The sequence below is a fragment of the Actinosynnema sp. NPDC053489 genome (assembly GCF_044544865.1).
Classification (GTDB): domain Bacteria; phylum Actinomycetota; class Actinomycetes; order Mycobacteriales; family Pseudonocardiaceae; genus Actinosynnema.
In genome coordinates, this window is record NZ_JBITXT010000012.1 from 110,594 (window position 1) to 133,776 (window position 23,183).

A 23,183-nucleotide genomic window follows, 5' to 3' on the forward strand; every position below is an offset into this window, starting at 1 on the left:
GCAGTGCTTTCCGGTAGCGCTTGGTGCCACCTGCGTCCGAGTGGTCCAACTTCGCGGAAAAAATGACTTCTCCGCGCTCCGCGACGTATCCCCGCGAAGCGCCGGAACTCCTACTCCGTGAACCGACCCTCGCTTGCCACTGGGGACGAGCGAACCTTCGGTCGGGAATCCGGCTTCGACCTCCGTGCCCGCACGGCGGTCGGACCGACCTGGGAACTTTCGACCCGCATCAAGATTGGTTTGCGATGGCATCAGCTTTTGTGATGACGAGGACAGGGGGATCGCGATTACGGGCCTCCGGCATTCCGGATGGCGTCGGTCGCGACATCACAGCGCTGCTCCACACATCCGGATCGGGCATTCCGGACCGGATCGCGTCGTCCTTGCGGCGCACCTACCCGCGGGGTTTCGCCCGTATCGCGGAAGCGATCGCCGGCGCGTCGCCGGTACTCGACCCGACGACCCTCGTGGACGTCGAGGTGCACGCCGACCGGGTGCGGCTTACCGGGTCCGCCGACGGCGCCGTGGCGGAGGTGGCCGTCGACGTGGTCGGCACCGCGCCGCACGGCGGGGTGTTCGACTTCGCGCTCGACCACGACGGGCAGACCGTGTTCCTGTTCGCCGACCGCGACCCCGGCGACGCACCGGCGGCCTCCACCGAGCAGTGCCTGTTCGACCTGCTCAGGCCCTACTACTGGCTGACCGAGGGGGTGGCGGAGCCCGCCGGGCACCTGCTGCCCGGGATGCCGCGGGTCCGCGCGTTCCTCACCGGGGTCCTCGACCGGGCCGACGTCCCGGCGATCCACCCGTGGGTGCGGGTGGCGGTGCGGGCGATGGACGAGGGGCGCGAGTCCGGCGGCTCGGAGTTCGCGCAGGCCGTCCACCGGGCGTCGGTGGAGCTGCGCCGCGGCGGCGGTGACGCCGACCTCCAGGTCGCGCTGGACGGCATCGCCCGGCTCGCCGGCCGGCTCCGCCGCGGGGTCTGCCCCGTGCTGGCGATCCGCCGCGTCCCGCGGCTCGCGGTCCTGCGCGGGATCGACGCCGCCGACGTCGAGTCGCTGCGCGGCGCGTTCACCGACCCCGGCGTGGCCGACTACCTGGAGACCGCCCACTCGGTCGACGCCGCTTTCCTCGCGACGGCGGACGAGGCCGGTCTGTCGCGCCTCGTGGGGGAACTGCGGGAGTGCGAGTTCTTCACCATCTTCCTGATGAACCGCGTCGCGCCCGCCCGGTGCGGCGCGACCCGGGAGATCCTCGGCGCCGACACCGCGCCCGGGTCAATCCTGATCACCCCGGACGACGTCCGGGAGTCGGCCGACCTGGCCCGGTCGCTCACCCGGGCGAACGCGTTCCTGTTCTCCCGCGAGCAGTTCCGCCGCACGGCCCGGGACGGCGGGCCGGCGATCGCGCGCGGCCGTCGCGTGGTCGGGTTCTTCCCCGGCCTGGGCAGCCGGTCGTCCTACCGGGACCTCGGCCGCGACCTCCTCGACTCCGGCATCCCGGAGGTGGTGCGGGTCTACGAGGAGGGCGCGCGGGCGCTGGACCTGCCCGACGGGCCCGAGGGGCTGCTCCTGGCGCCAAGTAACGTGCCGTCCGAGCGGCTGGCGGCGCAGGGCTTCATCGGGGCCGCGATGCTGACGCACAGCCTCGCGCTCGACGCCCACCTGCGGGTCACGGCCGAGCGCCGGGGCGTGCCGCTGGAGTTCGTGGGCTACACCGGCGAGAGCTTCGGCATCATCACCGCCGCCGTCGCCGCGGGCTCGCTCTCCGTCGCCGACGGCATCAGGCTCGCCCACGCCTTCACGCCGTTGGTGCTGACGGCCGCGAACGGCGCCGGGCCGGGCGACCGGCTCGCCGCGCGGATGGCGGAGTACCTGCCCGAGGCGCTGCGCGAGCGACCCCTGGTGGCCGAACCGCACCACGTGGTCGGCCTGCGCGGCGAACCGGCGGACCTCGCCCGCCTCCTCGCCGCGATCGCCTCGACCTGCCCGAAGTCCGACGTCGAGGTGCACAAGACGTACTCCCGGCGGCAGACCAACGTCTACGTGCGGGCCGGCGCGAAGGCCGCGTTCGACGCGCTCGTCACGGGGTTCCCGGCCGTGGTGGCCGAGGAGCTGAAGGAGCCGACCACCTTCCTGGCCCACGCCGAGCGGATGGCCGGCGCGCGTCGGGCGTACGAGCGGTTCATGGCCGACCACGGGATCGTCTTCCGCAAGCCGCGCACGCCGGTCGTGTCCAACAACGACTCGGGGCTGCTCACCACCGCCGCCGAGGTGCGCAACGGCGTCCTGGCGATCGTCGACGAGGTGATGGCGTCGCGGGCCACCGCGGAGACCCTCGACGGCCTGCGCCCGGACGCGATCCTGGAACTGGGGTTGGGCGGCAGGTCCGTGCGGCTGCTGCTCGACAACGACGTCGACGTCCCCGTCACGTCCTACACCGGCGACCCCGACCCGTTCCTGCGGGCCGTGCGGCTGGCGGACTCCCTGCTCGGGCAGCTGGAGGAGCTGGGCTCGGCCGCGGGCGCCCGGCCGACCGGCCGCCACCACGACACCCTCCGCGACGTCTTCCGCGCCTGCGGGCAGGACCCGTTCACCGAGCGCTACTTCGACCGCATCGCCGGTCGGGTCGTCGCCGACGGCGTCGCCGCCGGCGCGGCGCACGAGCTGCTGGAGGTCTTCCAGCACACCCGCAACTACCGCGACCAGGTCGACGTGGCAGGCGGCGAGCTGGTGCTCCAGGCCCGGTTGAAGAAGCGCATCGTCGGGCCGGCCGAGGAGCTCGGGCAGGTGTTCGCCGAGCTGAAGGTGCTCGACGCGACGGGCGCCGTCGGCGACCGGGGCCTGGCCCGCGTCGAGCGGCCCGAGGTCGTGGTCATCCACTTCGACCGGCTGCCCGGCCTCGACTACGCCGACCTGGCGCGCAACACCCGCCTGCTGCTGGACGCGCAACCGCTGGCGCGGCGGATCTACGACCAGGTGCTGGACCGCCTCGGCATCGACGACGACGGCTTCCTGACCCTCGCCGGCACCACCACGCCGACCGTCGACCAGCTCGCCCTGGGCTACCTGGTCTACCAGTACGCCCTGTTCCGGCTGCTGCACGTGCACCGGCCGACCACGTTCCTGCACGACCACTACCTGTCGGGCACCGACCCGCTCGGCTGGCTGGTGGCGCTGGCCGCGGCCGGTTCGGCCGACCTGTGCGACGTCGTCCGGCTCTACGCCGCCCACCTGCGGTCCGGTTCCCGCGCCGCGGAGGCCGCGGCGGCCCTCGACCGGGTGCTCGCCTCGATCAGCGCGCCCGCGATCCCGATCCTCTCGCCCGAGGGGACCCCCTTGCAGTCCAAGACCGATCTGGAGGCAGCGACCCGTGTCGTCTTCGCTTAGGACCGCGCCCGGCTCACCGGCCCGCCGGATCCAGCTCAACGGCAACTGCCAGATCCTGTCCCTGGGCTCCACCCTGGCCGCCGCGCACTTCGACACCGGCCCGTTCCGGGCGGACATCGTCTCGGTCGGCTCCCCGGTCGACATCTGGCGCAAGCGGGTCAACCCGGCTTTGGACGACTTCGAGGTCCGGTCCACGCTCGCGCTCACCGCCGAGTACGGCAAGGTGCTGCGCCACGCCAGGGGCCGCAACCTGCTCAGCAGCGCCGTCTACGCCTACGTCGACGCGGGCGAGGAGGTCGTCGGCTTCGGCAAGGGCGGCAGCGAGTCCATGACCATCTTCATCCGGAAGGAGGGCGACGACCGGCTCTACGTCCGCAAGATCCTCAGCGAGGCCCTCACCACGGCCAGGTGGGACCGAGAGGGCGAGGGCGTGATGCTCCCGCCGTTCGCCAAGGCCCGCAACCAGGCCGAGTACCTGGAGGCGCTGCCCGCGTCGCTGCGCCCGTACTTCCCCGAGGCGTTCGGCGGGCTGGAGCGGGAGATCCCCGTCCCGGCCCACCTGGGCGGTGACGGCCGGACCACCCACCACGAGGTCATCTACGAGATGAGCTACGTGCCCGGCCAGGAGGTCAGCCGGTTCGTGGCCGAGCACTGCCCGCCGCCCGCGGTGATCGCCCGCCTGTACGCGGTGGTCTTCACGGTGCTCAACGACCGGGTGCACGCGGTCAACCGCGTCCCCTCCCCCGGCGAGACGCTGGAGGTCTCGTACTTCCGCAAGATCGAGGACCGGCTGGACCTGTGCCGGCGCACCGCGCCGCGGACGTTCAGCCCGCACCTGCTCGACACCGAGCGGATCGTGATCGACGGCGTGCCCTACCTGAACTCGGGGGCGCTGCTGCGGCGGTTCCGGGAGAACCTCGCGTTCCTCGACGTCCTCGAACCGCGGTTCCACTCGCTGGTCATGGGCGACACCAACACCGAGAACATCAAGATCACCGACGTCGAACCGCTGCTGCGGGCGCAGCGCCTGATCGAGTCCGGCGCGGCGGCGGACGAGGTCGACGCGGCGCTGGCCGGGATCACCGACGAGTCGCTGGGCATCAAGTTCCTCGACCCGAGGGCCATCGGCTTCCGCACCACCGGGCGGGACACCAGCGACGACCCGATGTACGACAACAAGCCGTGGCACAACAGCATCGGCCACTACGACGAGATCCACCACGAGCACTTCGCGCTGCGGGTCGAGTGCGGCGAGGGCCTCACCCCGAGGGTCGACGTCGAGTTCACCCCGGGCAACCCGTACCAGCGGGCCTACCGGGTGCGGGACGTGGCGGTCGACGGCGGGCCGGTCTACCCCGACGCGCCGCGCGGCATGGAGGACCACTTCGCCCGGGTCATGACCGAGGTGTACGGGCTGGACGACCCGGACTCCCGGCACCTGCGGGACGACCCGTACTGGCTGATCCGGTTCGCCTTCGTCATGGGCACCCACTTCACCGCCATGCCGCCGTTCCACTTCCAGGCGGAGGTGGGCGGCACGGTGATCGACGGCCACCAGTCCCAGCGCCGCCCGGTGGCGATCTACTGCGAGGGCGTCAAGTGGCTGAACTGGGCGCTGGAGATGCTGGAGGGACGGCGCACCGAGTTCCTCGGCCTGCCCGTGCCGCCGCTGCCCGAGCAGGGCCCCGCGTGAACACCCCGCACCCGCGACACACCACCACGTACCGAAAGGCTGAACAGATGACCACCGTTTCGCGCGCGCTCCCCGTGTCCGGGTTGGCGGACCTGTCCAACGAGTCGCGCATGATCACCGCGCCGTGGAGCCGGATGATCCGCGCCCTCGGCCTGGGCCAGTACCCCGTCGACCACGACCCGGCGGTCGCGGAGCACATCGGCCAGGCCCTCGACCGGCTGGGCCGCAAGGTCTCGCCGACCAACGGCTACGCGCTGTTCTGCCGGGACCTGGGCCACTTCGTGCTGCGGGTCACCGCGGGCGGTGACCGGTCGTGGGTCGAGCAGGCCGTCGAACCGCTCCTCGACGCGGCGCGGGCGGAGCGCAACCCGTACTACCGCACGCTCGCGGGCTGCCTGGTGATGGACTCCTTCGCCAAGCTGGACCTGCCGGTGTCGCTGCTGGTCAACGACCGGTGGGACTTCCCGGCCGAGGTGCTCGACATGCTCGACGGGATCGCACCGGACCAGATCCCCGACGAGAACCGCGGCCGGCACGGCGACTACGAGCGGCTGTCCGCCAGCTCCGCCGTCTTCCTCGCCCTCGGGCAGGTCGGGTTGAAGGAGCGCCTGGTCACCGCCGAGCGCAACCGGGTGGTCGAGGCGCTGAACCTGCTGGAGAACATCCCGGCGCCCTACTTCCGCGGCCGGTCGGGCTCGATGTTCATGTCGGTGGTCTGCCTGCTCGGCTACGACGAGTACCTCTTCGACGGCGAGCGCGACTACATGCGGGAGACCCTGCGCTACATGGCCCGCGCCGACGAGATCGGGATCTTCCCCTCGTTCCCGGAGGAGCTGCCGATCGCCTGGTCCAAGGTCTACCCGCTGCTGACGATGATCAACGCGATCGCGATGAGCGGGCGGGCCGAGTACCTCGACGATCCGATCGACTGGCTGGCCGAGGCCCGGCAGCTGCTGTCCGAGGTGCCGTGGAGCGACCGCGTGCACATGAGCCAGTACTACATCGTCGGCCTGTACAACCTCGGCAGGCTGCGCGACCAGCTCCCCGACCTCGACGGGTACGTGGCGGAGATCGCGGACGTGCTGGACCTGGTCGACCCGGGCGCGAACTTCTTCCCCAACGGCATCGCCTACCCCTACATCATCGAGGTCGCGATGCAGACGGGCCGCATGGACCTGATCCCGGAGGAGGCGCTGGGGCGCATGGTCGACTCGTTCACCGACCTGGACAGCACGCCCGCCAACCGCGCGAACCGGGCGTTCCCGGTCAGCTACGCCCTCAACGTGCTGGGCGAGGTCGACGCCCCTGAGGTCATCTTCGGGCCGCGCGAGCACTACAACGGCGGCTCGGCGCTGGACTGGGTCATCGACAACATGTCCGAGGGCGCGGAGGAGGAGGGGCTGCGGCTCTACATGATCCCGCACGCCCTGATCAGCTACGCGCTGCGCCTGCGGGGCGCGAACGCGCCGGAGACCCCGCTCTTCCGCGACTTCCACTTCCGCCTGGCCGACGAGCCGACCGCCTGATCCGGCGCTGCCCGGCCGGGGTGCTCCTGCCCGGCCGGGCGTTCCGGCCCCCGGTGGGCGGTTGCGGCCCGGGGGTCCGGCCCGGGGGTTCCGCGCCGGAATGCGGGCCCGGCGCGGTCCGTTGAACACCGCGTGAGGCTTTCCGTGCTGGACCGGTCCCGGGTGCGGGTGGGGCACGGGCACGCCGAGGCGCTGCGCGACACCGTGGCGTTCGCCCGGCGCGTGGAGCGGCTCGGTTACCACCGCTTCTGGGTGTCCGAGCACCACGGCGTGCCCGGCGTGGCGGGTTCGGCCCCGACGGTGCTGGCCGCCGCCGTGGCCGCCGCGACCTCCCGGATCAGGGTCGGCACCGGCGGCGTGATGCTGCCCAACCACCAGCCGCTCGTCGTGGCCGAGCAGTTCGGCGTGCTGGAGTCGCTGTTCCCCGGCCGCGTCGACATGGGCCTGGGCCGTTCGGTCGGGTTCATCGAGGCGGTCCGCCGGGCGCTCGGGCACGACAGGGAGGACGCGGCGGAGTTCGGCCCGCGGCTGGCCGAGCTGCTGGGCTACTTCACCGGCACCGAGGCGGTGCGGGGGTACCCGGCGCACGGCCTGCGCGTCTCCCCGTTCGTGCTGGCCACGGGCGCGGGGGCGCGGGTCGCGGCGGCGCACGGCCTGCCGCTGGTGATCGGGGCGTTCCGCGGCGAGGCGGCCATGGTCGAGGCCGTCGACGCCTACCGCGCCGGGTTCCGGCCGTCCCCGTGGGCGGCGCGGCCGTACGTCGTGCTCTCCTCGACCGTCGCCGTGGCGGACACCACCGAGGACGCGTGGCGGCTGCTGGTGCCGGAGGCGTGGTCCATGGCGTACTCGCGCACGCGCGGCGAGTTCCCGCCGCTGCGGCCGGCGGCCGACATCCTGGCCGGCCCGATGACCGACCGCGAGCGCGCGTTGTTCGAGCAGTCGCTGCGCGGGCACGTGCACGGCACGCCGACGGAGGTCGCCAAGGCGCTGGACGCCCTGGTCGACCGCACGGGCGCCGACGAGGTGATGGTGACCACCAGCACCTACGACCGGGAGGCGATGGACGAGTCCTACCGCCTGCTAGCCGGCCTCTACGCCTGACCGCCGCGCGTCCAGCTCCACCTCGATGAACGCCCCGATCATCGCCCGCCACACCGCTTCGGCCACCGCGGGCTCCACCCCGGCCGCCACCGCCCGCTCGCGCACGGAGGCGATCACCTCGGCGACCCGGTCCGGCGCCCGCACCGCCCGGTCGTCGGCCTTGAACGACGCGGCGGCGCGCACCAACCGCTGCCGGCGGGCCAGCAGGCGCACCAACTCGGAGTCGATCGCGTCGATGCCGGCCCGCACCTCGGCCAGCGACGTGGGGGCTGCGGGATCGGGCACGACCCCATCATCCACGACCACGCCCCCGGCCGGGGTCAGTGGTCCCGCTGCTGCTCGGCCAGGAAGCGCTCGAACTCCGCGCCCAGCTCGTCCGCGCTCGGCAGGGGCTCGCCCTCCTCCACCAGCAGGTTCTCCGACGCCTCGGTGAACGCGTCGTACTGCCGCTCCAGCGCCTCGACGACCTGGGCGACCTCCGCGGACTCCGACACCTGCCTGCCGATCTCGGCGTCCGTCCGCTTGGCCGCCTCGTTGAGCGCGGCGGCCTGGATGACCAGGCCCGTCGACTTCGTCAACGCCTGGAGCAGGCTCAACGCCGCCGCCGGGTAGGTGCCCTGCGCCAGGTAGTGCGGCACGTACGCGGCGAAGCCCATCGCGTCGTGGCCCGCCTCGCCGAGCCGCAGCTCCAGCAGCGCCGACAGGTTGCCCGGCACCTGCACCCGGTTGAACGGCGAGCCCTCCACGACCAGCTCCGGCCTGGTGGCGTGCGAGATCACCGACAGCTTGCGGGTGTGCGGCACGCCCATCGGGATGCCGTGGAAGCTCACCGCGAGCCGCACGCCCCACCGCTCGACCAGCGACCGCACCGCCGCGACCACCGCCTCCCAGCGGCGATCCGGCTCCGGGCCGGTCAGCAGCAGGAACGGGGTGCCCACCGCGTCGTGCATCAGGTGCACGACCAGCTCCGGCTTGTCGTAGGACTCCCACCGGTCGGTGGCGTAGGTCATCGTCGGCCGCCGGGCGCGGTAGTCGATCAGGTCGTCGACGTCGAACCGGGCGACCACCCGGTGCTCGTGCACCTCCAGCAGGTGGGCGACCAGCGCCGATCCCGCCGCACCGGCGTCCATGAAGCCGTCGAAGTGGTGCAACAGCACCGCTCCGCTCAGGTCCGGGACGTCGGAGTCGACCTCGAGCAGATCCTCCGGGTCCAGCGCCACCGCGTGCCTCCCCATGTCTTTCACCGTGACAGTCCTCGACCCGCTCAACGCCGGACGCCCCCTGATCCATTCCCGCTACCGCCGCCGGGTTCGCCCGGTGTTGACCTCCAGTCGGCTCCAGGTCATGCGGTCCGGCCATGGACATGGAGACCACCGCCTGGATGTCGCTCTACCACGTGACGAACGCGCGCGACGACCGCCGGCCGTTCTCCGTCGCGACGCTGCGCCGCATCCGGGGGTTCGCCCGCCCGCACCGGACGCGGCTGGCGCGCTACCTGGCCCTGAGCGTCGTGGTGGCGGTGCCGGCGGTGGTCACGCCGGTGCCGGCGGGCCGGATCGTGGACGCGATCGTCCGCGGCTCGTCCCACGGCGTGGTGCTGGGGCTCGCGGCCGTGATCGCGGGCATCGCGGTCGCCGAGGCGGGGTTGGGGCTGGTGACCCGCTGGTTGTCGGCGGGCATCGGCGAGGACCTGATCCTCGACCTGCGGACCGCGGTGTTCGACCACGTCCAGCGCATGCCGGTGGCGTTCTTCACCCGCACCCGGACGGGCGCGCTGGTGAGCCGGCTCGACAACGACGTGATCGGCGCGCAGCGGGCGTTCAGCGACACCCTGGCCGGCGTCGTGGGCAACCTCGTCACGCCGGCGCTGGCGCTCGTGGTCATGATCGGCCTGTCGTGGCAGGTCACGGTGCTCGCGCTGGTGCTGCTGCCGGTGTTCGTGGTGCTGGCCCGGCGGATGGGCGACATCGGGGTGCGCACGGCCATGGTGCAGACGGTGCTCCTGACCGCGTTGACGCTGGTCTCGGCGCTGGCGCTGGTGTACGGGGTGGGCGGGTTCTACGCGCTGCGCGGCGAGCTGGACCCCGGCTCGGTGGTGGCGCCGGCCCTGCTGCTGACCAGGCTGTACGCGCCCCTGACGGCGTTGGCGAGCGCGCGCGTCGAGGTCATGAGCGCGTTGGTGAGCTTCGAGCGGGTCTTCGAGGTGCTGGACCTCGAACCCCTGGTCGCCGAGAAGCCCGGCGCGCGGTCGGTGCCCGACGGCCCGGTGTCGGTGGAGTTCGAGCGCGTGCGGTTCGCCTACCCGGCCGCGGACAAGGTCTCGCTGGCGTCGCTGGAGGAGGTCGCGGTGCTCGACGACCGCGGTGGCGCGGAGGTGCTGCACGACGTCTCGTTCCGCGCCGAGCCGGGCCAGGTGGTGGCGCTGGTCGGCTCGTCGGGCGCGGGGAAGTCCACGATCGCCTCGCTGCTGCCCCGCTTGCACGACGTGGACTCGGGCGCGGTGCGGCTGTCCGGTGTGGACGTGCGCGACCTCGCCGCCGACTCGGTGCGCGACGTGCTCGGCGTGGTGACCCGGGACGGCCACCTGTTCCACGAGTCGATCCGGGCCAACCTGCTGTTCGCGCGGCCCGGCGCCGGCGAGTACGAGCTGTGGGACGTGCTGCGGCGGGCCCGGCTGGACGGGCTGGTGGCGTCCCTGCCGGACGGGCTCGACACGGTGGTCGGCGAGCGCGGCTACCGGCTGTCCGGCGGCGAGCGGCAGCGGTTGACGATCGCGCGGCTGCTGCCGGCCAGGCCGCGGGTGGTGGTCCTGGACGAGGCCACCGCGCACCTGGACGCCACGTCGGAGGCCGCGGTGCAGGCCGCGCTGGGCGAGGCGCTGGACGGCCGGACGGCCCTGGTGATCGCGCACCGGCTGTCGACCGTGCGGGCGGCCGACCTGATCCTCGTGGTCGAGGGCGGCCTGGTCGTGGAACGCGGCACGCACGCCGGGCTGCTCGCCGCCGGCGGCCGCTACGAGGAGCTGTACCGGACGCGGTTCGCCGAGGGTGCCCGGGCCTGACGCGCCGATCCGTCCACACCGGACCGCCTATCGGCACGGCACCCGCCGAAAAGGCGGTTGCCCCGCGGCCGTGGACCGACACAATCGTGGGCATGCGGACCATCGGGTTGATCGGCGGGATGAGCTGGGAGTCGTCGGCGGAGTACTACCGGCTGCTCAACGAGGAGACGCGTCGCCGGCTCGGCGGCCACCACTGCGCGCCCAGCGTCCTGCTGACCGTCGACTTCGCCGAGGTCGAGCTGTTGCAGCGGACGCGCCAGTGGGAGCGGTCGGGCGCACTGCTGGCGGAGGCGGCGCGCAAGCTGGAGGGCGCGGGGGCGGAACTCGTGCTGCTGTGCACCAACACCATGCACAAGGTGGCCGACGCGATCACCGACGCCATCGGGGTGCCGTTCGTGCACATCGTGGACGCCACCGCGCGCCGGCTGACCGGCCACCGCAGGGTGGGCCTGCTGGGCACCCGGTTCACGATGGAGGAGGACTTCTACCGGGACCGGATGCGCGAGCACGGCATCGAGCTGGTCGTGCCGGACGAGCCGGACCGCACGCTCGTGCACGACGTGATCTACCAGGAGCTGACCCGCAACCGGGTCGAGCCCGCGTCGCGCGCCGCGTACCGGGAGGTGATGGCCCGGCTGGTGGAACGGGGCGCGGAGGCGGTGATCCTCGGCTGCACCGAGATCACGCTGCTGGTCGACCAGTCCGACGCCACCGTGCCGCTGGTCGACTCCACCCGCCTCCACGTCGAGGCGGGCGTCGACCTGGCGCTGGCCCCGGGGCGGTCTCCGGGATCTTCCTGAGGCCGCGGCCCGCCCGGTGCGGCAGAGTGGGGGGCATGGAGCTGACCCCGCGCGCCCTGTTCGGCCTCGCCAGGAGCACCGTCGAGACCGCCGTGTCCGTGCCCGGCCGCGTCCTGGACCTCCTCGGCGCGGCCGAGGCCGTCGTCCGCCGCGCCGACGAGCTGGTCTCCCGCACCGAACGGGTGCTGGACGACACCGAGGCGCTGGTGGGGCGGGCGAAGGCCGTCACCGCCGCCGCCGAGGGCGTCACGACGGACGTGGGCCGCGCCGCGCACACGTCCCGCGAGCTGCTGGACTCCTACGCGCCGATCGCGCGCAAGGCCCAGCCGCTGGCGCAGCGGTTCGTGGACGAGCTGTCGCCGCACGAGGTGGACGCGGCCGTGCAGCTGGTCGACCAGCTCCCGGCGCTGACCAAGCACCTGATGGAGGACGTGCTGCCGATCCTGGCCACGCTGGACCGGGTCGGGCCGGACATCCACCAGCTGCTGGAGGTCACCGACGACGTGCGGCAGGCGATCCTGGGCATCCCGGGCTTCGCCTTCATGCGCCGCCGGGGCGAGGCCAAGGAGAGCGACTGAGGCAGGCGGGTGCCCTCCCCCGCGGCACGACGTCCGCGTGCGCGAGACGACGGCGGGCCCGTGACCGGCGGTCGCCCGAAGGGCCGCACCCGCCGGGAGGACGTCATCACCGCGGCGGTCGCGGTCTGCGGGGAGGCCGGGCACCCCGGCTCGTCGCTGCGCGAGCTCACCGAGCGGGCCGGGGTCACGCACGCCGGCCCGCTCCACCACTTCCCCACCAAGGAGGCGCCGCCGTGCTGGAGCGCCGGGACGCGCGGCGGCCGCGCCGTGCTCGCCACGTCCACCGGGCGCCCGCTCGCGATGGACTCCTCGGTCGCCGGCATCGCGTCGAGCACGTGGCGGGCCGGCCCGCCGGACGCGCGTTCCGGCTCACACGCACCTGCTCCACCACGCCGGTGCCGCGCGACGCCGGGTGACCCCGCGGGGCAAGCGTTTGCACACCGCCGGGCAGGTGCGGCTCCGTCACGCCGTCGAACCGGTCGGGGTCGGGCGGCACGGCCGTGCCCGGGTGCCGGTGACCTCCGGGAAGCCCGTGCGCGTCAACCCCGGGTCGAAGCTGAACCCGGCCTGCGCAGACCCGCCGCGCTCGAACTCGACCAGGGCGTCCACCGGGGTCGACCGGCACCCCGCCGGGCGCGTCGTGGTCCGATGTGGACCGCCGCGCACGGGCCGCTTACCCGTTCGTGGCAGCGCCATCCGCTCCGGCGACCCGCGGGGCACCGCTTCCCCGTTCCGGTGAAACGACACGCACACGTCCGTGTGGTGCTGACGATCTCGTTCGGCTGAAACGCGTCCCCTCGCTTGTCCGGTCGGCCCGGGTGCGGCAGGTTCGCCCCCGTCGCACCTTGCCGCAAGGGCTTCCGCACCGCTTGGAGGGCCTGATGACCGACACCACCCCCCTCCGGACCGTCCGGGCGCCGGCGCCCCTGGTCGCCGGGCCGGGCGAGCTGATCGGCCTGCCGCTCGGCGCGCTGGACGAGCTCGCGGGCGAGCTGCGGACCCGGCTGGTCGACGCCGTCGGCCGCACGGGCGGCCACCTGGGCTCGAACCTCGGCGTGGTGGAGGTGACGCTGGCCCTGCACCGGGTCTTCCGCTCGCCGCACGACCGGATCGTGTTCGACATCGGCCACCAGTCCTACGTGCACAAGATGCTCACCGGCCGCGCCCGCGGGTTCGCCGACCTGCGCCGCGAGGGAGGGCTGTCCGGCTACCCGAGCCGCACCGAGTCGGCGCACGACCTGGTGGAGAACTCGCACGCGTCCACCGCGCTGTCCTACGCGGACGGTCTCGCGCGGGCGGCGCAACTGCGCGGCGAGCACGACCGGCACGTCGTGGCGGTGGTCGGCGACGGCGCGCTCACCGGCGGCATGGCGTGGGAGGCGATGAACAACCTCGGCTCCCTCGACCACCCGGTGGTGGTGGTCCTCAACGACAACGGCCGCTCCTACGGGCCGACCGCGGGCGCGGTGGGCAGGCACCTCGCGGCGCTGCGCTCCGGGTGCGGCGCCACCGTGTTCGCCCAGTTCGGGTTGGACTACCTGGGCCCCGTCGACGGGCACGACATCGGCTCGGTGGAACAGGCGCTGACGACCGCCAAGGCGTTGCGCCGACCGGTGGTGGTGCACTGCGTGACGACGAAGGGCAAGGGCCACCCGCCGGCGGAGAACGACCCGGTGGACCACCTGCACGCCGTGCCGCCGCCGTCGGGGCAGCCGCGCGGCCCGGGCTGGACGTCGGCGTTCGGGCAGCACCTGCTGGTGCTCGCCGACCGGCACCCGGACCTGGTGTGCCTGACCGCGGCGATGCCGCACCCGACGGGGCTGGCGGCGTTCGCCGAGGCGTTCCCCGACCGGGCGTTCGACACCGGCATCGCCGAGCAGCACACCGTGACGTGCGCGGCGGGCCTGGCCATGGGCGGGCTGCGACCGCTGGTCGCGGTGTACTCGACGTTCCTGACCCGGGCGCTGGACCAGGTGCTGATGGACGTGGCGCTGCACCACCTGCCGGTGACGCTGGTGCTCGACCGGGCCGGGGTGACCGGCGAGGACGGGCCGAGCCACCACGGCGCGTGGGACCTCGCGCTGCTGCGCGTGGTGCCGGGGATGCGGGTGGCCGCGCCCCGGGACGGCACGCGGCTGCGCGACCTGCTGGACGAGGCGGTCGCCGCCGACGGGCCGACCGCGGTCCGGTTCCCGAAGGGCGCGCTCGGCGCGGACGTCCCCGCGGTGGACCGGCTCGGCCGGGTGGACGTGCTGCACCGGCCGTCCCGGCGCGACGTGCTGCTGGTGACCGTGGGCGCGCTGGCGGCGGACGGGGTGGCCGCCGCCGTGGCGCTGGCCGGCGAGGGCATCGGCGTGACCGTGTGCGACCCGCGCTGGGTCACCCCGGTCGACCCGGCGGTGGTGGCGCTGGCCGCCGAGCACCGCGTGGTGGTGTGCGTCGAGGACGGCGTGCGCGCCGGCGGGGTGGGCGAGGCGGTGGCCGCGGCGCTGCGCGAGCGGGGGCTGCTGCGCCGCACGCGGGTCCTCGGCCTGCCCGACGACTTCCTGCCGCACGGCTCGCGCGCCGACATCCTGCGCATGCACGACCTGGACGCCGCCGGCATCGCGCGCACGGTGGCGCGGTTCCTGCCGGGGTGGGAGTCCTGACGGGTCCTCACCCGCGGACGGTCGCGAACACCCTCGTCAGGTGGCGTTCGACCACCGGCAGGACCTCGGCCGTGGTGACCGGGCGGCCGAGCTCGGCGGCGAGCGACGTGACGCCCGCGTCCTCGATGCCGCACGGCACGATCGCGTCGAACGCGGTCAGGTCGGGATCGCAGTTGAGGCCGAACCCGTGCAGGCTGGTGCACCGCTCGATGCGCACGCCGATCGCGGCGATCTTGCGGTGCTGCCCGTGCTCGCGCGCGGCGGAGGGGGGCACGTCCGGCGCGGGCGGCCGGTCGCCGAGCACCCAGACGCCGCTGCGGCCGGCGAGCCGCGCCGTCTCGACGCCGAACTCCGCGCACGTGCCGATCAGCGCGTCCTCGATCCGGCGGACGTGGCCGACGGAGTCCAGGGGCACCGGCAGCTTGACCACGGGGTAGCCGACGAGCTGGCCGGGCCCGTGCCAGGTGATCTCGCCGCCGCGGTCCACGGTGAGCACCGGCACGTCGTCGGCCGGGAACGCCGCGGCCTTCGTGCGCTTGCCGGCCGTGTACACGGGGAGGTGCTCCTGGAGCAGGCAGACGTCCCCGATCTCGTCGCGCACCCGCAACCCGTGCAACCGCCGCTGCTCGGCGTACGCCTCCTCGTACCCGACGGCCCCCACCCCGAACCCGCCGTACCGGAAGCGCATCGCAGCCACGTCCCCGAGTCTAGGTCGCCGGGCGGAGGTCGGCGGTCGAGCGGGTGGTGGTGACGACCCGGCCCACGGTCATGACCACGTGGCCGTCCGCCTCCGAGTGGCCGGTGAAGGCGACGGTGCCGCCGCGGGCGTCCAGGACGCGCACCGAGTGCCGGACCACGCAGCCCGGGGTGACGGGGTGGTGGAACTCGACGTCCGCGATGGCGCCGAACAGCACCACCCGGTCGTCCGCCGGCCGGTCCCACGACGACAGCAGCACGGCGGCCTGGCACCACGACTCCACCAGCAGCGTGGCCGGGTAGTCGCCGGGGCCGTCCTCGGCGTAGCACGGCTCGTTCGCGGTGACCGCCTTGAGCGCCGTCAGCGACTCGCCCGGCACGAGGTCGACCACCCGGTCCACCAGCAGCATCGGGTAGCGGTGCGGCAGGACGTCGGACGGGTTCACCGCGGCTCCTCGTACCTCAGCCTGATCCGGGCGACCGGGCCCTCGTCGCCGCTCACCACCGCCGAGCACCGCCGGCCCGGCTCGTCCCAGGTCAGCCGGACCGTCAACGCGGCACCGGGGAACACCGGGCGCAGGAACCGGGTCGACTCGACCGCGGCCAGGCGCGCCGGGCCGGGCGCGGTCGCGACGGCGGCGCGGTGCGCGAACTCCACGACCAGCACACCGGGGTAGACCGGGAAGCCCGGGAAGTGGCCCGCGAACACCGGGTCGTCCGCCGCCACCACCACGCGGGCGACGGCGGTCGCGCCGGAGCGCTCCACCACGTCCACGGACGAGGTCGGGAAACCCGCCACCGCTCAGCCCTCCCCCGCCAGCACGCCGAAGTCCGCCACCACGTCGGGCCACACCAGCGTGACCGCGCCCCACGTCAGACCACCGCCGAACGCCACCGCCAGCACCCGGTCCCCCGCCCCGAGCCTGCCGTGCGCGGCCGCGTCGGCCAGCAGCACGGGGATCGACGCGGCGGCCGTGTTGCCGACCACGTCGAGGTCCGCCAGCACCCTCGACCCGTCGATGCCCAGGCCGCGCGCGACCGCGTCGCAGATCCGCTGGTTCGCCTGGTGCGGCGCGAGGTGGTCGACGTCGTCCGGGCCCAGGCCGGCGCGGGCCAGCGCGGCCAGCCCCGCCTCGGTCATCCGCTCGACCGCGGCGCGGAACACCTCCTTGCCGCTCATCCGGAAGTACCGCTCGCCCGCCGGCACCTGGATCAGGTCCGCGCCGCCGCCGTCGCTGCCCAGGACGCAGGGCCCGACCGCGCCCTCCTCCGCGCCCTCCCCCTCGCCGAGGACGACCGCGCCCGCGCCGTCGCCGAAGATCACCGCCGTGCCGCGGTCGTCGGGGTCGAGGATGGTGGAGAACGACTCGGCCGCGATCAGCAGCACGGTCCGCGCCGCGCCGCAGGCGAGCAGGCCCACGGCGTTCGCCAGGCCGTACAGGAAACCGGTGCACACGGCGGCCACGTCGTGCGCGGCCACGCCGACCAGGCCCAGCCGCGCGGCCACGGCGGGCGCGATCGCCGGGCACGACCGGTCCGGCGTGGTGGTGGCCACGACCACCGCGTCCACGGCGGACAGCCCCGCCGAGCGCAGCGCCCGCGCGCCCGCGTCCACCGCCAGGTCCGACGTGGTGGTGCCCGGCTCGACCCACCGCCGCGCGCCGATGCCGGTGCGCGACCTGATCCACGCGTCGGAGGTGTCCAGCCGGGCGGCCAGGTCGTCGTTGGTCACGACCCGGCGCGGCAGGCTCGCGCCCACCCCGAGGATCACCGCACCGCGATGGCTCATGTCCCCCCTCACGCCGCGGCGATGGCCAGCACCGCGTTCTGACCGCCGAAGCCGAACGAGTTGCTCAGCGCCAGGTCGACCCGGCGCGGCACGGCGGTGGTCGCCACGTCCAGGTCCAGCCGCGGGTCGAGGGTGTCCAGGTTGGCGGTCGGCGGCACGACCCCGCGTTCGACCGCGAGCACCGTGAACACCGCCTCCGCCGCGCCGGCCGCGCCCAGCAGGTGCCCGGTGACGCCCTTGGTCGAGGTCACCAGCGGCCGCGACGGCAGCAGCCCGGCCAGCACCCGCCCCTCCACCAGGTCGTTGAGCCGCGTGGCCGTGCCGTGGGCGTTGACGTGGGCCACGTCGGCGGGTGCCGCGCCCGCGTCGGCCAGGGCCGCCGTCGTCGCCGCGACCACGCCCCGCCCCTCGGGGTCGGGGTTGGTGATGTGGTGGGCGTCCGCGCTCGCCCCGAACCCGACGACCCGGGCCCGGACCCGGCGGCCGTCGGCCCGCGCGTCCTCCGCGCGGCGCAGCACCAGCACGGCCGCGCCCTCGCCCGCCACGAACCCGTCCCGGTCGACGTCGAACGGGCGCGACGCGGTCGCCGGGTCCTCCCGCCGCGACAGCGCGCCCATCCGCGCGAAACCGGCCATGGTCAACGGGTTGAGCAGCGCGTCGACCCCGCCCGCGAGCACCACGTCGCAGCGCCGCGCGGCCAGCAGGTCGCACGCGACGCCGATCGCGGTGGCCCCGGACGCGCACGCCGTCGACACCACCAGGTTGGGTCCGCGGAAGCCGAACTCCATCGCGAGCTGGCCCGCGACCATGTTCGGCAGGTGCATCGGCAGCACCAGCGGCGACACCGCCGCCGGGCCCTCGGCGAGCAGCACGCCGTGCTGGCGCTCGAAGGTCTCGCCGCCGCCCGCGGACGTGCCGATCACCACGCCGACGCGTGCCGCGTCCCAGCTCCCGACGTCCTCCCCGGCCACCGCCTCCCGGGCCGCGACGAGCGCCAACCCGGTGAACCGGTCGAGCCGGACGGCCCGCCGCGCGCCCAGCAGCGCGTCGGCGTCGAAGTCGGGCACGCGGCAGGAGATCGTCACCTCGTGGCCCGCGAGGACGGGGTCGTGCGCCGCCGTCGACCGGCCCGCGAGCACCGCCGCCCAGCCGGCCTCCACGCCCACGCCGCCGGGCGTGACCAGGCCGAGCCCGGTGACGGCGACGTCGAGGCCGCTCACCGGTCCGTCCCGGCCCGCTCCTCCATCAGCGCCACGATGTCGCCGACGGTCTCCATGTCGAACAGCTCGTCGTCGCTGATGTGCAGGTCGTGCTCCTTGCCGAGCACCATCGACAGCTCCACGAACGCGAGCGAGTCCAGGTCGAGGTCGTCCTTGGTGGCGTCCGGGGTGATCTGCTCCGGCGCGACCTTCAACGTGTCGACGAGGATCTTCTTCAGCGTCTCGTACACTCCGACCTCTCCTGGGTCACCCGGCTCCTGCCCGCCATCGAACCCCATGACCCGGACCGGGGGCCAACCAGGGACGACACCGGGGCACCGGTGACCGCCTCGACCCCGCGCCGCGCCCTCGCCGCGGCACCCGGCAGCGGGGGTCGTCGGCCGAACCGGGGATCGGCCGCGGGGCCGCGGGGACCAACTCCCCGGCACCCGCCCCCGAACGGGTCCTCCTCCGCGGCGAGCGGGTTCCCCGGCGGCTCGCGTTGGGTATACCGGGCGCATGAAGTGGCGCAGCGGTGTGGCGGCGGCCGTGCTGGTGGCGGTCGGGGTGCTGGTGGCGGCGGTGCTCGTGGTGCCGAAGTTCCTCCCGGGCACGGACACGATCGACCGCAGCCAGCCGGCGTTGTTGCAGTCGTTGCGCGACCTGAGCCAGTACCACGCCTCGGCGGGCGAGTTCCAGGTGGTGCTCGACATCGAGCGGGACGTCCGCTACGTGCCGTCGGTGCTGGCGGGCCAGCGGACGCTGTTCGTGGCGGCCGGGACGGTGAACGCCTACGTCGACTTCGGCGGGATGGCCGACGGCGCGCTGGAGGTGCCCCCGACGACCGCGTCCGGCGAGGCGCGCAAGGTGCGGCTGGCGCTGCCCAAGCCGGTGCTGGACAAGCCGAACCTGGACCAGGAGCGGTGCTACGTGTTCGCGCAGGAGCGCGGGCTGCTCGACCGGCTCACGTCCCTGGTGCAGACGCAGGACCAGCAGCCGTTCTACGTGGCGGCCGAGCAGAAGATCGCGGACGCGGCGCGGGAGTCCGGGCTGGTGCAGCGGGCCGACGAGAACACGCGCAAGATGCTGACCGGCATGTTCGGCGCGCTGGGCTACCAGGTGGAGTTCACGTCGCTGGACTGAGCCGCGCGGGCCGTGCGTATGCTGCCCGGCGATGAGGCGCAAGCTCCGGCCGCCGCTCGACCAGCGCCACGGCCTCGACCCGGCCCGGCTGCGGCTGCCCGACGAGGGCCCGTGGGCGACGGTGCGCGACCACCTGGTGGAGCGGTTGCCCCGGGTCGCGCCCGAGCGGATCGACTCGATGCTCGCCGAGGGCCGGGTCTACGACCTGGACGGGCCCATCGCGCCCGACGCGGCGTTCGCGCCCGGCACGTCGGTGTGGTTCCACCGCGACCTGCCCGACGAGGTCGCGGTGCCGTTCGAGATCCGGGTGGTGCACCGGGACGACGCCATCCTGGTGGTCGACAAGCCGCACTTCCTCGCCACGATCCCGCGCGGCAGCCACGTGGTCGAGACGGCGCTGGTCCGGCTCCGCCGCGACCTCGGGCTGCCGCACCTGAGCCCGGCGCACCGGTTGGACCGGGTGACCGCCGGGCTGGTCATGTTCGTGGTCGAACCGGCGCTGCGCGGCCGGTACCAGACGTTGTTCGCCGACCGCGCGGTGCGCAAGGAGTACGAGGCGATCGCGCCGCACGACCCGGCCCTGACCCTGCCGACCCGGGTGCGCAGCCGGATCGTCAAGGTCAAGGGCGTCATCACCGCGCAGGAGGTGCCCGGACCGCCGAACGCCGAGACGCTCGTGGACCTGGTCGAGCACCGCGCCGGCTGGGGCCGGTACCGCCTGGTGCCGCTGACCGGCCGGACCCACCAGCTCCGCCTGCACATGGCGTCGCTGGGCGTGCCGATCCGCAACGACGACTTCTACCCCGTCCTGCGCGAGAAGCCGCTGGACGACTTCACCGACCCGTTGCAGCTGCTGGCGAAGGTGCTCGAGTTCACCGACCCGGTGACGGGCGAGCACCGCCGCTTCACCAGCACGCTGCGGCTGGACCTCTAGCCGAGGTAGCCGAGCATCTGCGCGATCTGCGCGGTGCGGGAGTTGAAGATCCGCTCCGCCAGGTCCTTCGTCTGCGGGTTCACCCCGCCCTCGCGCTCCAGCTTCGCCATCGCCACCGCGTTGTGCTGGTGGCCGATGAGCAGGTTCAGGAACGCCTTCTCGAAGTCGGCGGGCGCGGTCGCGGCGAGTTCCGCGATGGCCTCCGGGCTGGTCGAGTGGTCGCCGCCGTGCCCGGCGTGCAACTGGGGGTTGTCCCCCGTCGACTCGGGTTGCCGCCACTGCGCCAGCCACTTCGTCATGGAGTCCACTTCGGACAGCTGGGTGACCTCGATGGCCGCCGCCAGCTCCTTCACGTCCTCGCGCACCGGCCGGTCCTTGGCCAGCCGCACGATCTCCAGCCCGGCCCGGTGGTGCGGGACGGCCATCTGGAGGAACATCACGTCGGTCTCGTTGAACTCGTCGGTCTCCACCACGGTCGACACCGGCGGTGGCTCCGCGGCGGGAGCGGTGGAACCGCACCCGGCCAGCACGAGCACACCCGCCACCAGGGCCGCGAGGCGTCGCATGGGTCGTCCTCCTTCACCGGACGGCCCGCCCGCGCCGTCACAGGGCCGGCACGGGCGGGCTGCGGTCGACTTGACCCGCGTCAACTGGTCAGACGCGCTGCCAGAGCGACGCGGTGTTCGGCGGTTCCCAGCCCACGAGGGACGTGTGGGCCTGGATGCAGCGGTAGTTGGCACCGCCGTAGGTCACCGTCGAGCCGACCGAGTACGCGGTGTTCGGCGCCCACGTGCCGCCGACCGGGGGCGCGGTCGTGGTCGTCGGCCGCGTCGTCGTGGTGGTCGGCTGCGTGCTGGTGGTGGTCGTGGTGGTCGGCGTGGTCGTGGTGGTCGGCGTGCCGCCACCGGAACCCACCTGGAGGTCGACGCACGAGTAGAACGCCATGGGCGTGTCGGCGATGTTCCAGACGGCCAGCAGCTTGATCCGGCCGGTGCGACCGCCGAGGCTCACGTTGTGCGTCACGGTGGCCGCGGGCTGCCGGCCGCCGTCGTTGAACTCGGCGATCTTGGTGCCGCCGACGAAGTACTGCCACGTGGTGGTGGAGTGGCGGGCGGTGAGCGTCCAGTTGAACGTCACGTTGTTGCCCACGGTGGTCGCGGGCCACGGCCGGCTGTCGTCGTTGAGCTCGGCGAACTGGCTCAACCCGGCGTTGCAGTTGTACTGGCCCTTGGGGCCTTCCACGCTCTGCGGCTCGTAGACGATGGCCCCGCAGTTGGAGACCTTGCCCTGGGCGCACACGGCCTGCCGGCTCGGCGGCGAGGAGATGTAGCCGTGCGCGCTCGCCGTTCCCGCCGACATGACGACGAAGAACGGGGCGATGCCCACGGCGGCCAGGGCCACCGCGAGCTTGCGTTTCAAGCTCATGTGTTGTCCAGCTCCTTCGGAGGGGACCCGGGTGAGGGGTCCCCAAGGCAGGGTCCATTTCCGCGGCGGCCGGAACACGCGGCGCGTGACGATCCGCACGGGGTCGTTCACGTGCCGCGATGTGGTCTAGACCATAATCGGGAATGTCATCCGGGTCAAGGATCTGAACCGAGTGGTCCAACGGGCCGTAACCCTTACCGTTAAAGAAGACCCGTGCCGCGGTGGCGGTGGAGTGCGATGAGCTGTGCGAGGCCGGACGGCCGCACGAGGAGCCCGGCGGCACGTCGGCCGTCACCGTCCCCTCGGGTGCGGCCGGCGATTCGATCGGCCCGACCGGTGTGCTCCGGCGCGTGGTTGGCCGACACTGGTCCGCATGGAGGAGCACAAGGTCATCGCGGACGACGGCCGCGTGTTGTGGGCGGCCGAGCAGGGACGGGGCGTGCCCCTGGTGCTGTGCCACGGCGGGCCGGGGCTGTGGGACATGTTCGACGGGCTCGCCGAGCTGCTGGCCGACCGGGTGCGGGTGATCCGCTGGGACCAGCGCGGCGGCGGCCGGTCCGAGCGCGACGGGCCCTACACCGTGGCCCGCACGATCGCCGACCTCGACGCGGTCCGGGCCCACTTCGACCTGCCGCGGACCGCGCTGCTCGGCCACTCGTGGGGCGCGGACGTGGCGCTGCACTACGCGCTGGCGCACCCCGGGCGGGTCTCGTCGCTGGTCTACGTCTCGGGCACCGGTCTCGGCCAGGACTGGCGCGAGGAGTACCGCCGCAACCGCGCCGAGCGGCTGGGCGACGACGTCGGCGGTTCGTCCGACCGGGACGCCGCGGTCCGGGCGTGGACGGCGGACTTCGCCGACCCGGCGACGGCGCGGCAGCGGGCCGAAGAGCTCGCCACGCCGTGGTTCGGGGTGAACGAGGAGGCCAACGCCGCGCTGAACGCCGAGTCCCGCACGTGGGACGAGGGGGAACTGGTGGCCCGCTGCCGGGAGCTGGAGGTGCCGACGCTGATCGTGGACGGCGCGGCGGACGTGCGGCCGAGGTGGGCGGTGGACTCGTTGGCCGGGGCGCTGCCGGACGTGGCGCGGGTCGTGCTGCCCGGCGCGGGCCACGTGCCGTGGGTGGAGTCGCCCGGCTCGTTCGGGTGGGCGGTGCTGGCGCACCTGGCCCGGTGAGCCGGGACGGGGGCGGGCGCCGACCCC

General features: G+C 74.0%; 22 protein-coding genes and 1 pseudogene. 12 read left to right on the forward strand and 11 right to left on the reverse strand.

Annotation, left to right across the window (positions count from 1 at the left end; genetic code table 11):
* Nucleotides 1-383 precede the first annotated feature (383 nt).
* The 4 genes from ACIGNX_RS25925 (at nt 384) to ACIGNX_RS25940 (ending at nt 7,709) form a co-directional block, all read left to right on the forward strand.
* Nucleotides 384-3,389: a hypothetical protein gene (locus ACIGNX_RS25925; protein ID WP_396543295.1), complete on the forward strand. Its 3,006-nt coding sequence runs from the start codon at nt 384-386 to the stop codon at nt 3,387-3,389.
* Nucleotides 3,373-5,082, forward strand: a complete 1,710-nt coding sequence (locus ACIGNX_RS25930; protein ID WP_396543296.1) for a hypothetical protein — start codon at nt 3,373-3,375, stop codon at nt 5,080-5,082. Before ACIGNX_RS25925 ends, ACIGNX_RS25930 begins: the two co-directional genes overlap by 17 nt.
* A gap of 47 nt (nt 5,083-5,129) precedes the next feature.
* On the forward strand, nt 5,130-6,608 hold the full coding sequence (locus ACIGNX_RS25935) for a hypothetical protein (protein ID WP_396543297.1): 1,479 nt from the start codon (nt 5,130-5,132) through the stop codon (nt 6,606-6,608).
* 132 nt (nt 6,609-6,740) lie between these two features.
* Complete coding sequence (locus ACIGNX_RS25940) at nt 6,741-7,709, forward strand: LLM class flavin-dependent oxidoreductase (RefSeq protein WP_396543298.1); 969 nt, start codon at nt 6,741-6,743, stop codon at nt 7,707-7,709.
* Here the strand turns inward: ACIGNX_RS25940 and ACIGNX_RS25945 are convergent.
* Complete coding sequence (locus tag ACIGNX_RS25945; RefSeq protein WP_396543299.1) at nt 7,689-7,994, reverse strand: chorismate mutase; 306 nt, start codon at nt 7,992-7,994, stop codon at nt 7,689-7,691. The two genes, ACIGNX_RS25940 and ACIGNX_RS25945, sit on opposite strands and share 21 nt — an antisense overlap.
* Before the next feature lie 35 nt (nt 7,995-8,029).
* The gene (locus tag ACIGNX_RS25950; RefSeq protein ID WP_396543421.1) at nt 8,030-8,929 is read right to left on the reverse strand and encodes a proteasome assembly chaperone family protein; all 900 of its coding nucleotides are present in this window, start codon (nt 8,927-8,929) and stop codon (nt 8,030-8,032) included.
* A 137-nt stretch (nt 8,930-9,066) separates the two neighbouring features.
* Here ACIGNX_RS25950 and ACIGNX_RS25955 point away from each other — a divergent pair, with 137 nt between their 5' ends.
* From ACIGNX_RS25955 to ACIGNX_RS25970, 4 genes and pseudogenes are all read left to right on the forward strand, one after another.
* Entirely contained in the window at nt 9,067-10,770 is a 1,704-nt protein-coding gene (locus ACIGNX_RS25955) for an ABC transporter ATP-binding protein (protein ID WP_396543300.1), read from the forward strand.
* A 92-nt stretch (nt 10,771-10,862) separates the two neighbouring features.
* Nucleotides 10,863-11,570 carry an aspartate/glutamate racemase family protein gene (locus ACIGNX_RS25960; protein ID WP_396543301.1) on the forward strand — a complete coding sequence of 236 codons (708 nt, stop codon included), beginning with the start codon at nt 10,863-10,865 and terminating at the stop codon, nt 11,568-11,570.
* A 35-nt stretch (nt 11,571-11,605) separates the two neighbouring features.
* Nucleotides 11,606-12,148 carry a hypothetical protein gene (locus tag ACIGNX_RS25965; RefSeq protein ID WP_396543302.1) on the forward strand — a complete coding sequence of 181 codons (543 nt, stop codon included), beginning with the start codon at nt 11,606-11,608 and terminating at the stop codon, nt 12,146-12,148.
* 60 nt (nt 12,149-12,208) lie between these two features.
* Nucleotides 12,209-12,364: pseudogene (locus ACIGNX_RS25970) on the forward strand (TetR/AcrR family transcriptional regulator); the annotation flags it as partial.
* Nucleotides 12,365-12,610: 246 nt separating this feature from the next.
* Here the strand turns inward: ACIGNX_RS25970 and ACIGNX_RS25975 are convergent.
* Nucleotides 12,611-12,757 (reverse strand): hypothetical protein, encoded by a 147-nt coding sequence (locus tag ACIGNX_RS25975; protein ID WP_396543425.1) that lies wholly within the window; start codon nt 12,755-12,757, stop codon nt 12,611-12,613.
* Nucleotides 12,758-13,029: 272 nt separating this feature from the next.
* On the opposite strand from ACIGNX_RS25975, the gene ACIGNX_RS25980 reads away from it, so the two are divergent.
* The gene (locus ACIGNX_RS25980) at nt 13,030-14,796 is read left to right on the forward strand and encodes a 1-deoxy-D-xylulose-5-phosphate synthase (protein WP_396543303.1); all 1,767 of its coding nucleotides are present in this window, start codon (nt 13,030-13,032) and stop codon (nt 14,794-14,796) included.
* A gap of 7 nt (nt 14,797-14,803) precedes the next feature.
* On the opposite strand, the gene lipB is transcribed toward ACIGNX_RS25980, so the two are convergent.
* From lipB to ACIGNX_RS26010, 6 genes are read right to left on the reverse strand one after another with little or no spacing between them, the layout of a single operon-like run.
* Nucleotides 14,804-15,484: a lipoyl(octanoyl) transferase LipB gene (gene lipB / locus ACIGNX_RS25985; protein ID WP_396543422.1), complete on the reverse strand. Its 681-nt coding sequence runs from the start codon at nt 15,482-15,484 to the stop codon at nt 14,804-14,806.
* A gap of 19 nt (nt 15,485-15,503) precedes the next feature.
* Nucleotides 15,504-15,938, reverse strand: a complete 435-nt coding sequence (locus ACIGNX_RS25990; protein WP_396543304.1) for a 3-hydroxyacyl-ACP dehydratase FabZ family protein — start codon at nt 15,936-15,938, stop codon at nt 15,504-15,506.
* A complete protein-coding gene (locus ACIGNX_RS25995) occupies nt 15,935-16,291 on the reverse strand; it encodes a 3-hydroxyacyl-ACP dehydratase FabZ family protein (RefSeq protein WP_396543305.1) in 357 nt (118 codons plus the stop codon). Before ACIGNX_RS25995 ends, ACIGNX_RS25990 begins: the two co-directional genes overlap by 4 nt.
* 3 nt (nt 16,292-16,294) lie before the next feature.
* A complete protein-coding gene (locus ACIGNX_RS26000; protein ID WP_396543306.1) occupies nt 16,295-17,281 on the reverse strand; it encodes a beta-ketoacyl-ACP synthase III in 987 nt (328 codons plus the stop codon).
* 8 nt (nt 17,282-17,289) lie between these two features.
* The gene (locus tag ACIGNX_RS26005) at nt 17,290-18,501 is read right to left on the reverse strand and encodes a beta-ketoacyl-[acyl-carrier-protein] synthase family protein (RefSeq protein WP_396543307.1); all 1,212 of its coding nucleotides are present in this window, start codon (nt 18,499-18,501) and stop codon (nt 17,290-17,292) included.
* A complete protein-coding gene (locus ACIGNX_RS26010; RefSeq protein WP_396543308.1) occupies nt 18,498-18,731 on the reverse strand; it encodes an acyl carrier protein in 234 nt (77 codons plus the stop codon). The genes ACIGNX_RS26005 and ACIGNX_RS26010 overlap by 4 nt, the downstream gene beginning before the upstream one ends.
* Nucleotides 18,732-18,999: 268 nt before the next feature.
* Between ACIGNX_RS26010 and ACIGNX_RS26015 the strand changes: the two genes are divergently transcribed.
* Nucleotides 19,000-19,623, forward strand: a complete 624-nt coding sequence (locus ACIGNX_RS26015) for a DUF4230 domain-containing protein (protein WP_396543309.1) — start codon at nt 19,000-19,002, stop codon at nt 19,621-19,623.
* Between the two features lie 31 nt (nt 19,624-19,654).
* Nucleotides 19,655-20,557, forward strand: coding sequence for an RluA family pseudouridine synthase (locus ACIGNX_RS26020; protein ID WP_396543310.1), 903 nt, complete (start codon nt 19,655-19,657; stop codon nt 20,555-20,557).
* On the opposite strand, the gene ACIGNX_RS26025 is transcribed toward ACIGNX_RS26020, so the two are convergent.
* Together ACIGNX_RS26025 and ACIGNX_RS26030 are read right to left on the reverse strand one after the other, a co-directional pair.
* Nucleotides 20,554-21,123, reverse strand: coding sequence for a DUF305 domain-containing protein (locus ACIGNX_RS26025; protein ID WP_396543311.1), 570 nt, complete (start codon nt 21,121-21,123; stop codon nt 20,554-20,556). The two genes, ACIGNX_RS26020 and ACIGNX_RS26025, sit on opposite strands and share 4 nt — an antisense overlap.
* A gap of 88 nt (nt 21,124-21,211) precedes the next feature.
* The gene (locus ACIGNX_RS26030; protein WP_396543312.1) at nt 21,212-21,982 is read right to left on the reverse strand and encodes a lytic polysaccharide monooxygenase; all 771 of its coding nucleotides are present in this window, start codon (nt 21,980-21,982) and stop codon (nt 21,212-21,214) included.
* Nucleotides 21,983-22,355: 373 nt separating this feature from the next.
* On the opposite strand from ACIGNX_RS26030, the gene ACIGNX_RS26035 reads away from it, so the two are divergent.
* A complete protein-coding gene (locus ACIGNX_RS26035; protein WP_396543313.1) occupies nt 22,356-23,156 on the forward strand; it encodes an alpha/beta fold hydrolase in 801 nt (266 codons plus the stop codon).
* Nucleotides 23,157-23,183: the final 27 nt, after the last annotated feature.

What these genes read in the sequence shown, in the direction of transcription:
- ACIGNX_RS25935 (WP_396543297.1), top strand. Translation starts at nt 5,130, where the DNA reads ATGACCACCGTTTCGCGCGCGCTCCCCGTGTCCGGGTTGGCGGACCTG.
- ACIGNX_RS25955 (WP_396543300.1), top strand. Translation starts at nt 9,067, where the DNA reads ATGGACATGGAGACCACCGCCTGGATGTCGCTCTACCACGTGACGAAC.
- ACIGNX_RS25960 (WP_396543301.1), top strand. Translation starts at nt 10,863, where the DNA reads ATGCGGACCATCGGGTTGATCGGCGGGATGAGCTGGGAGTCGTCGGCG.
- ACIGNX_RS25965 (WP_396543302.1), top strand. Translation starts at nt 11,606, where the DNA reads ATGGAGCTGACCCCGCGCGCCCTGTTCGGCCTCGCCAGGAGCACCGTC.
- ACIGNX_RS25980 (WP_396543303.1), top strand. Translation starts at nt 13,030, where the DNA reads ATGACCGACACCACCCCCCTCCGGACCGTCCGGGCGCCGGCGCCCCTG.
- lipB (WP_396543422.1), bottom strand. Translation starts at nt 15,484, where the DNA reads ATGCGCTTCCGGTACGGCGGGTTCGGGGTGGGGGCCGTCGGGTACGAG.
- ACIGNX_RS26000 (WP_396543306.1), bottom strand. Translation starts at nt 17,281, where the DNA reads ATGAGCCATCGCGGTGCGGTGATCCTCGGGGTGGGCGCGAGCCTGCCG.
- ACIGNX_RS26015 (WP_396543309.1), top strand. Translation starts at nt 19,000, where the DNA reads ATGAAGTGGCGCAGCGGTGTGGCGGCGGCCGTGCTGGTGGCGGTCGGG.
- ACIGNX_RS26020 (WP_396543310.1), top strand. Translation starts at nt 19,655, where the DNA reads ATGAGGCGCAAGCTCCGGCCGCCGCTCGACCAGCGCCACGGCCTCGAC.
- ACIGNX_RS26025 (WP_396543311.1), bottom strand. Translation starts at nt 21,123, where the DNA reads ATGCGACGCCTCGCGGCCCTGGTGGCGGGTGTGCTCGTGCTGGCCGGG.
- ACIGNX_RS26030 (WP_396543312.1), bottom strand. Translation starts at nt 21,982, where the DNA reads ATGAGCTTGAAACGCAAGCTCGCGGTGGCCCTGGCCGCCGTGGGCATC.
- ACIGNX_RS26035 (WP_396543313.1), top strand. Translation starts at nt 22,356, where the DNA reads ATGGAGGAGCACAAGGTCATCGCGGACGACGGCCGCGTGTTGTGGGCG.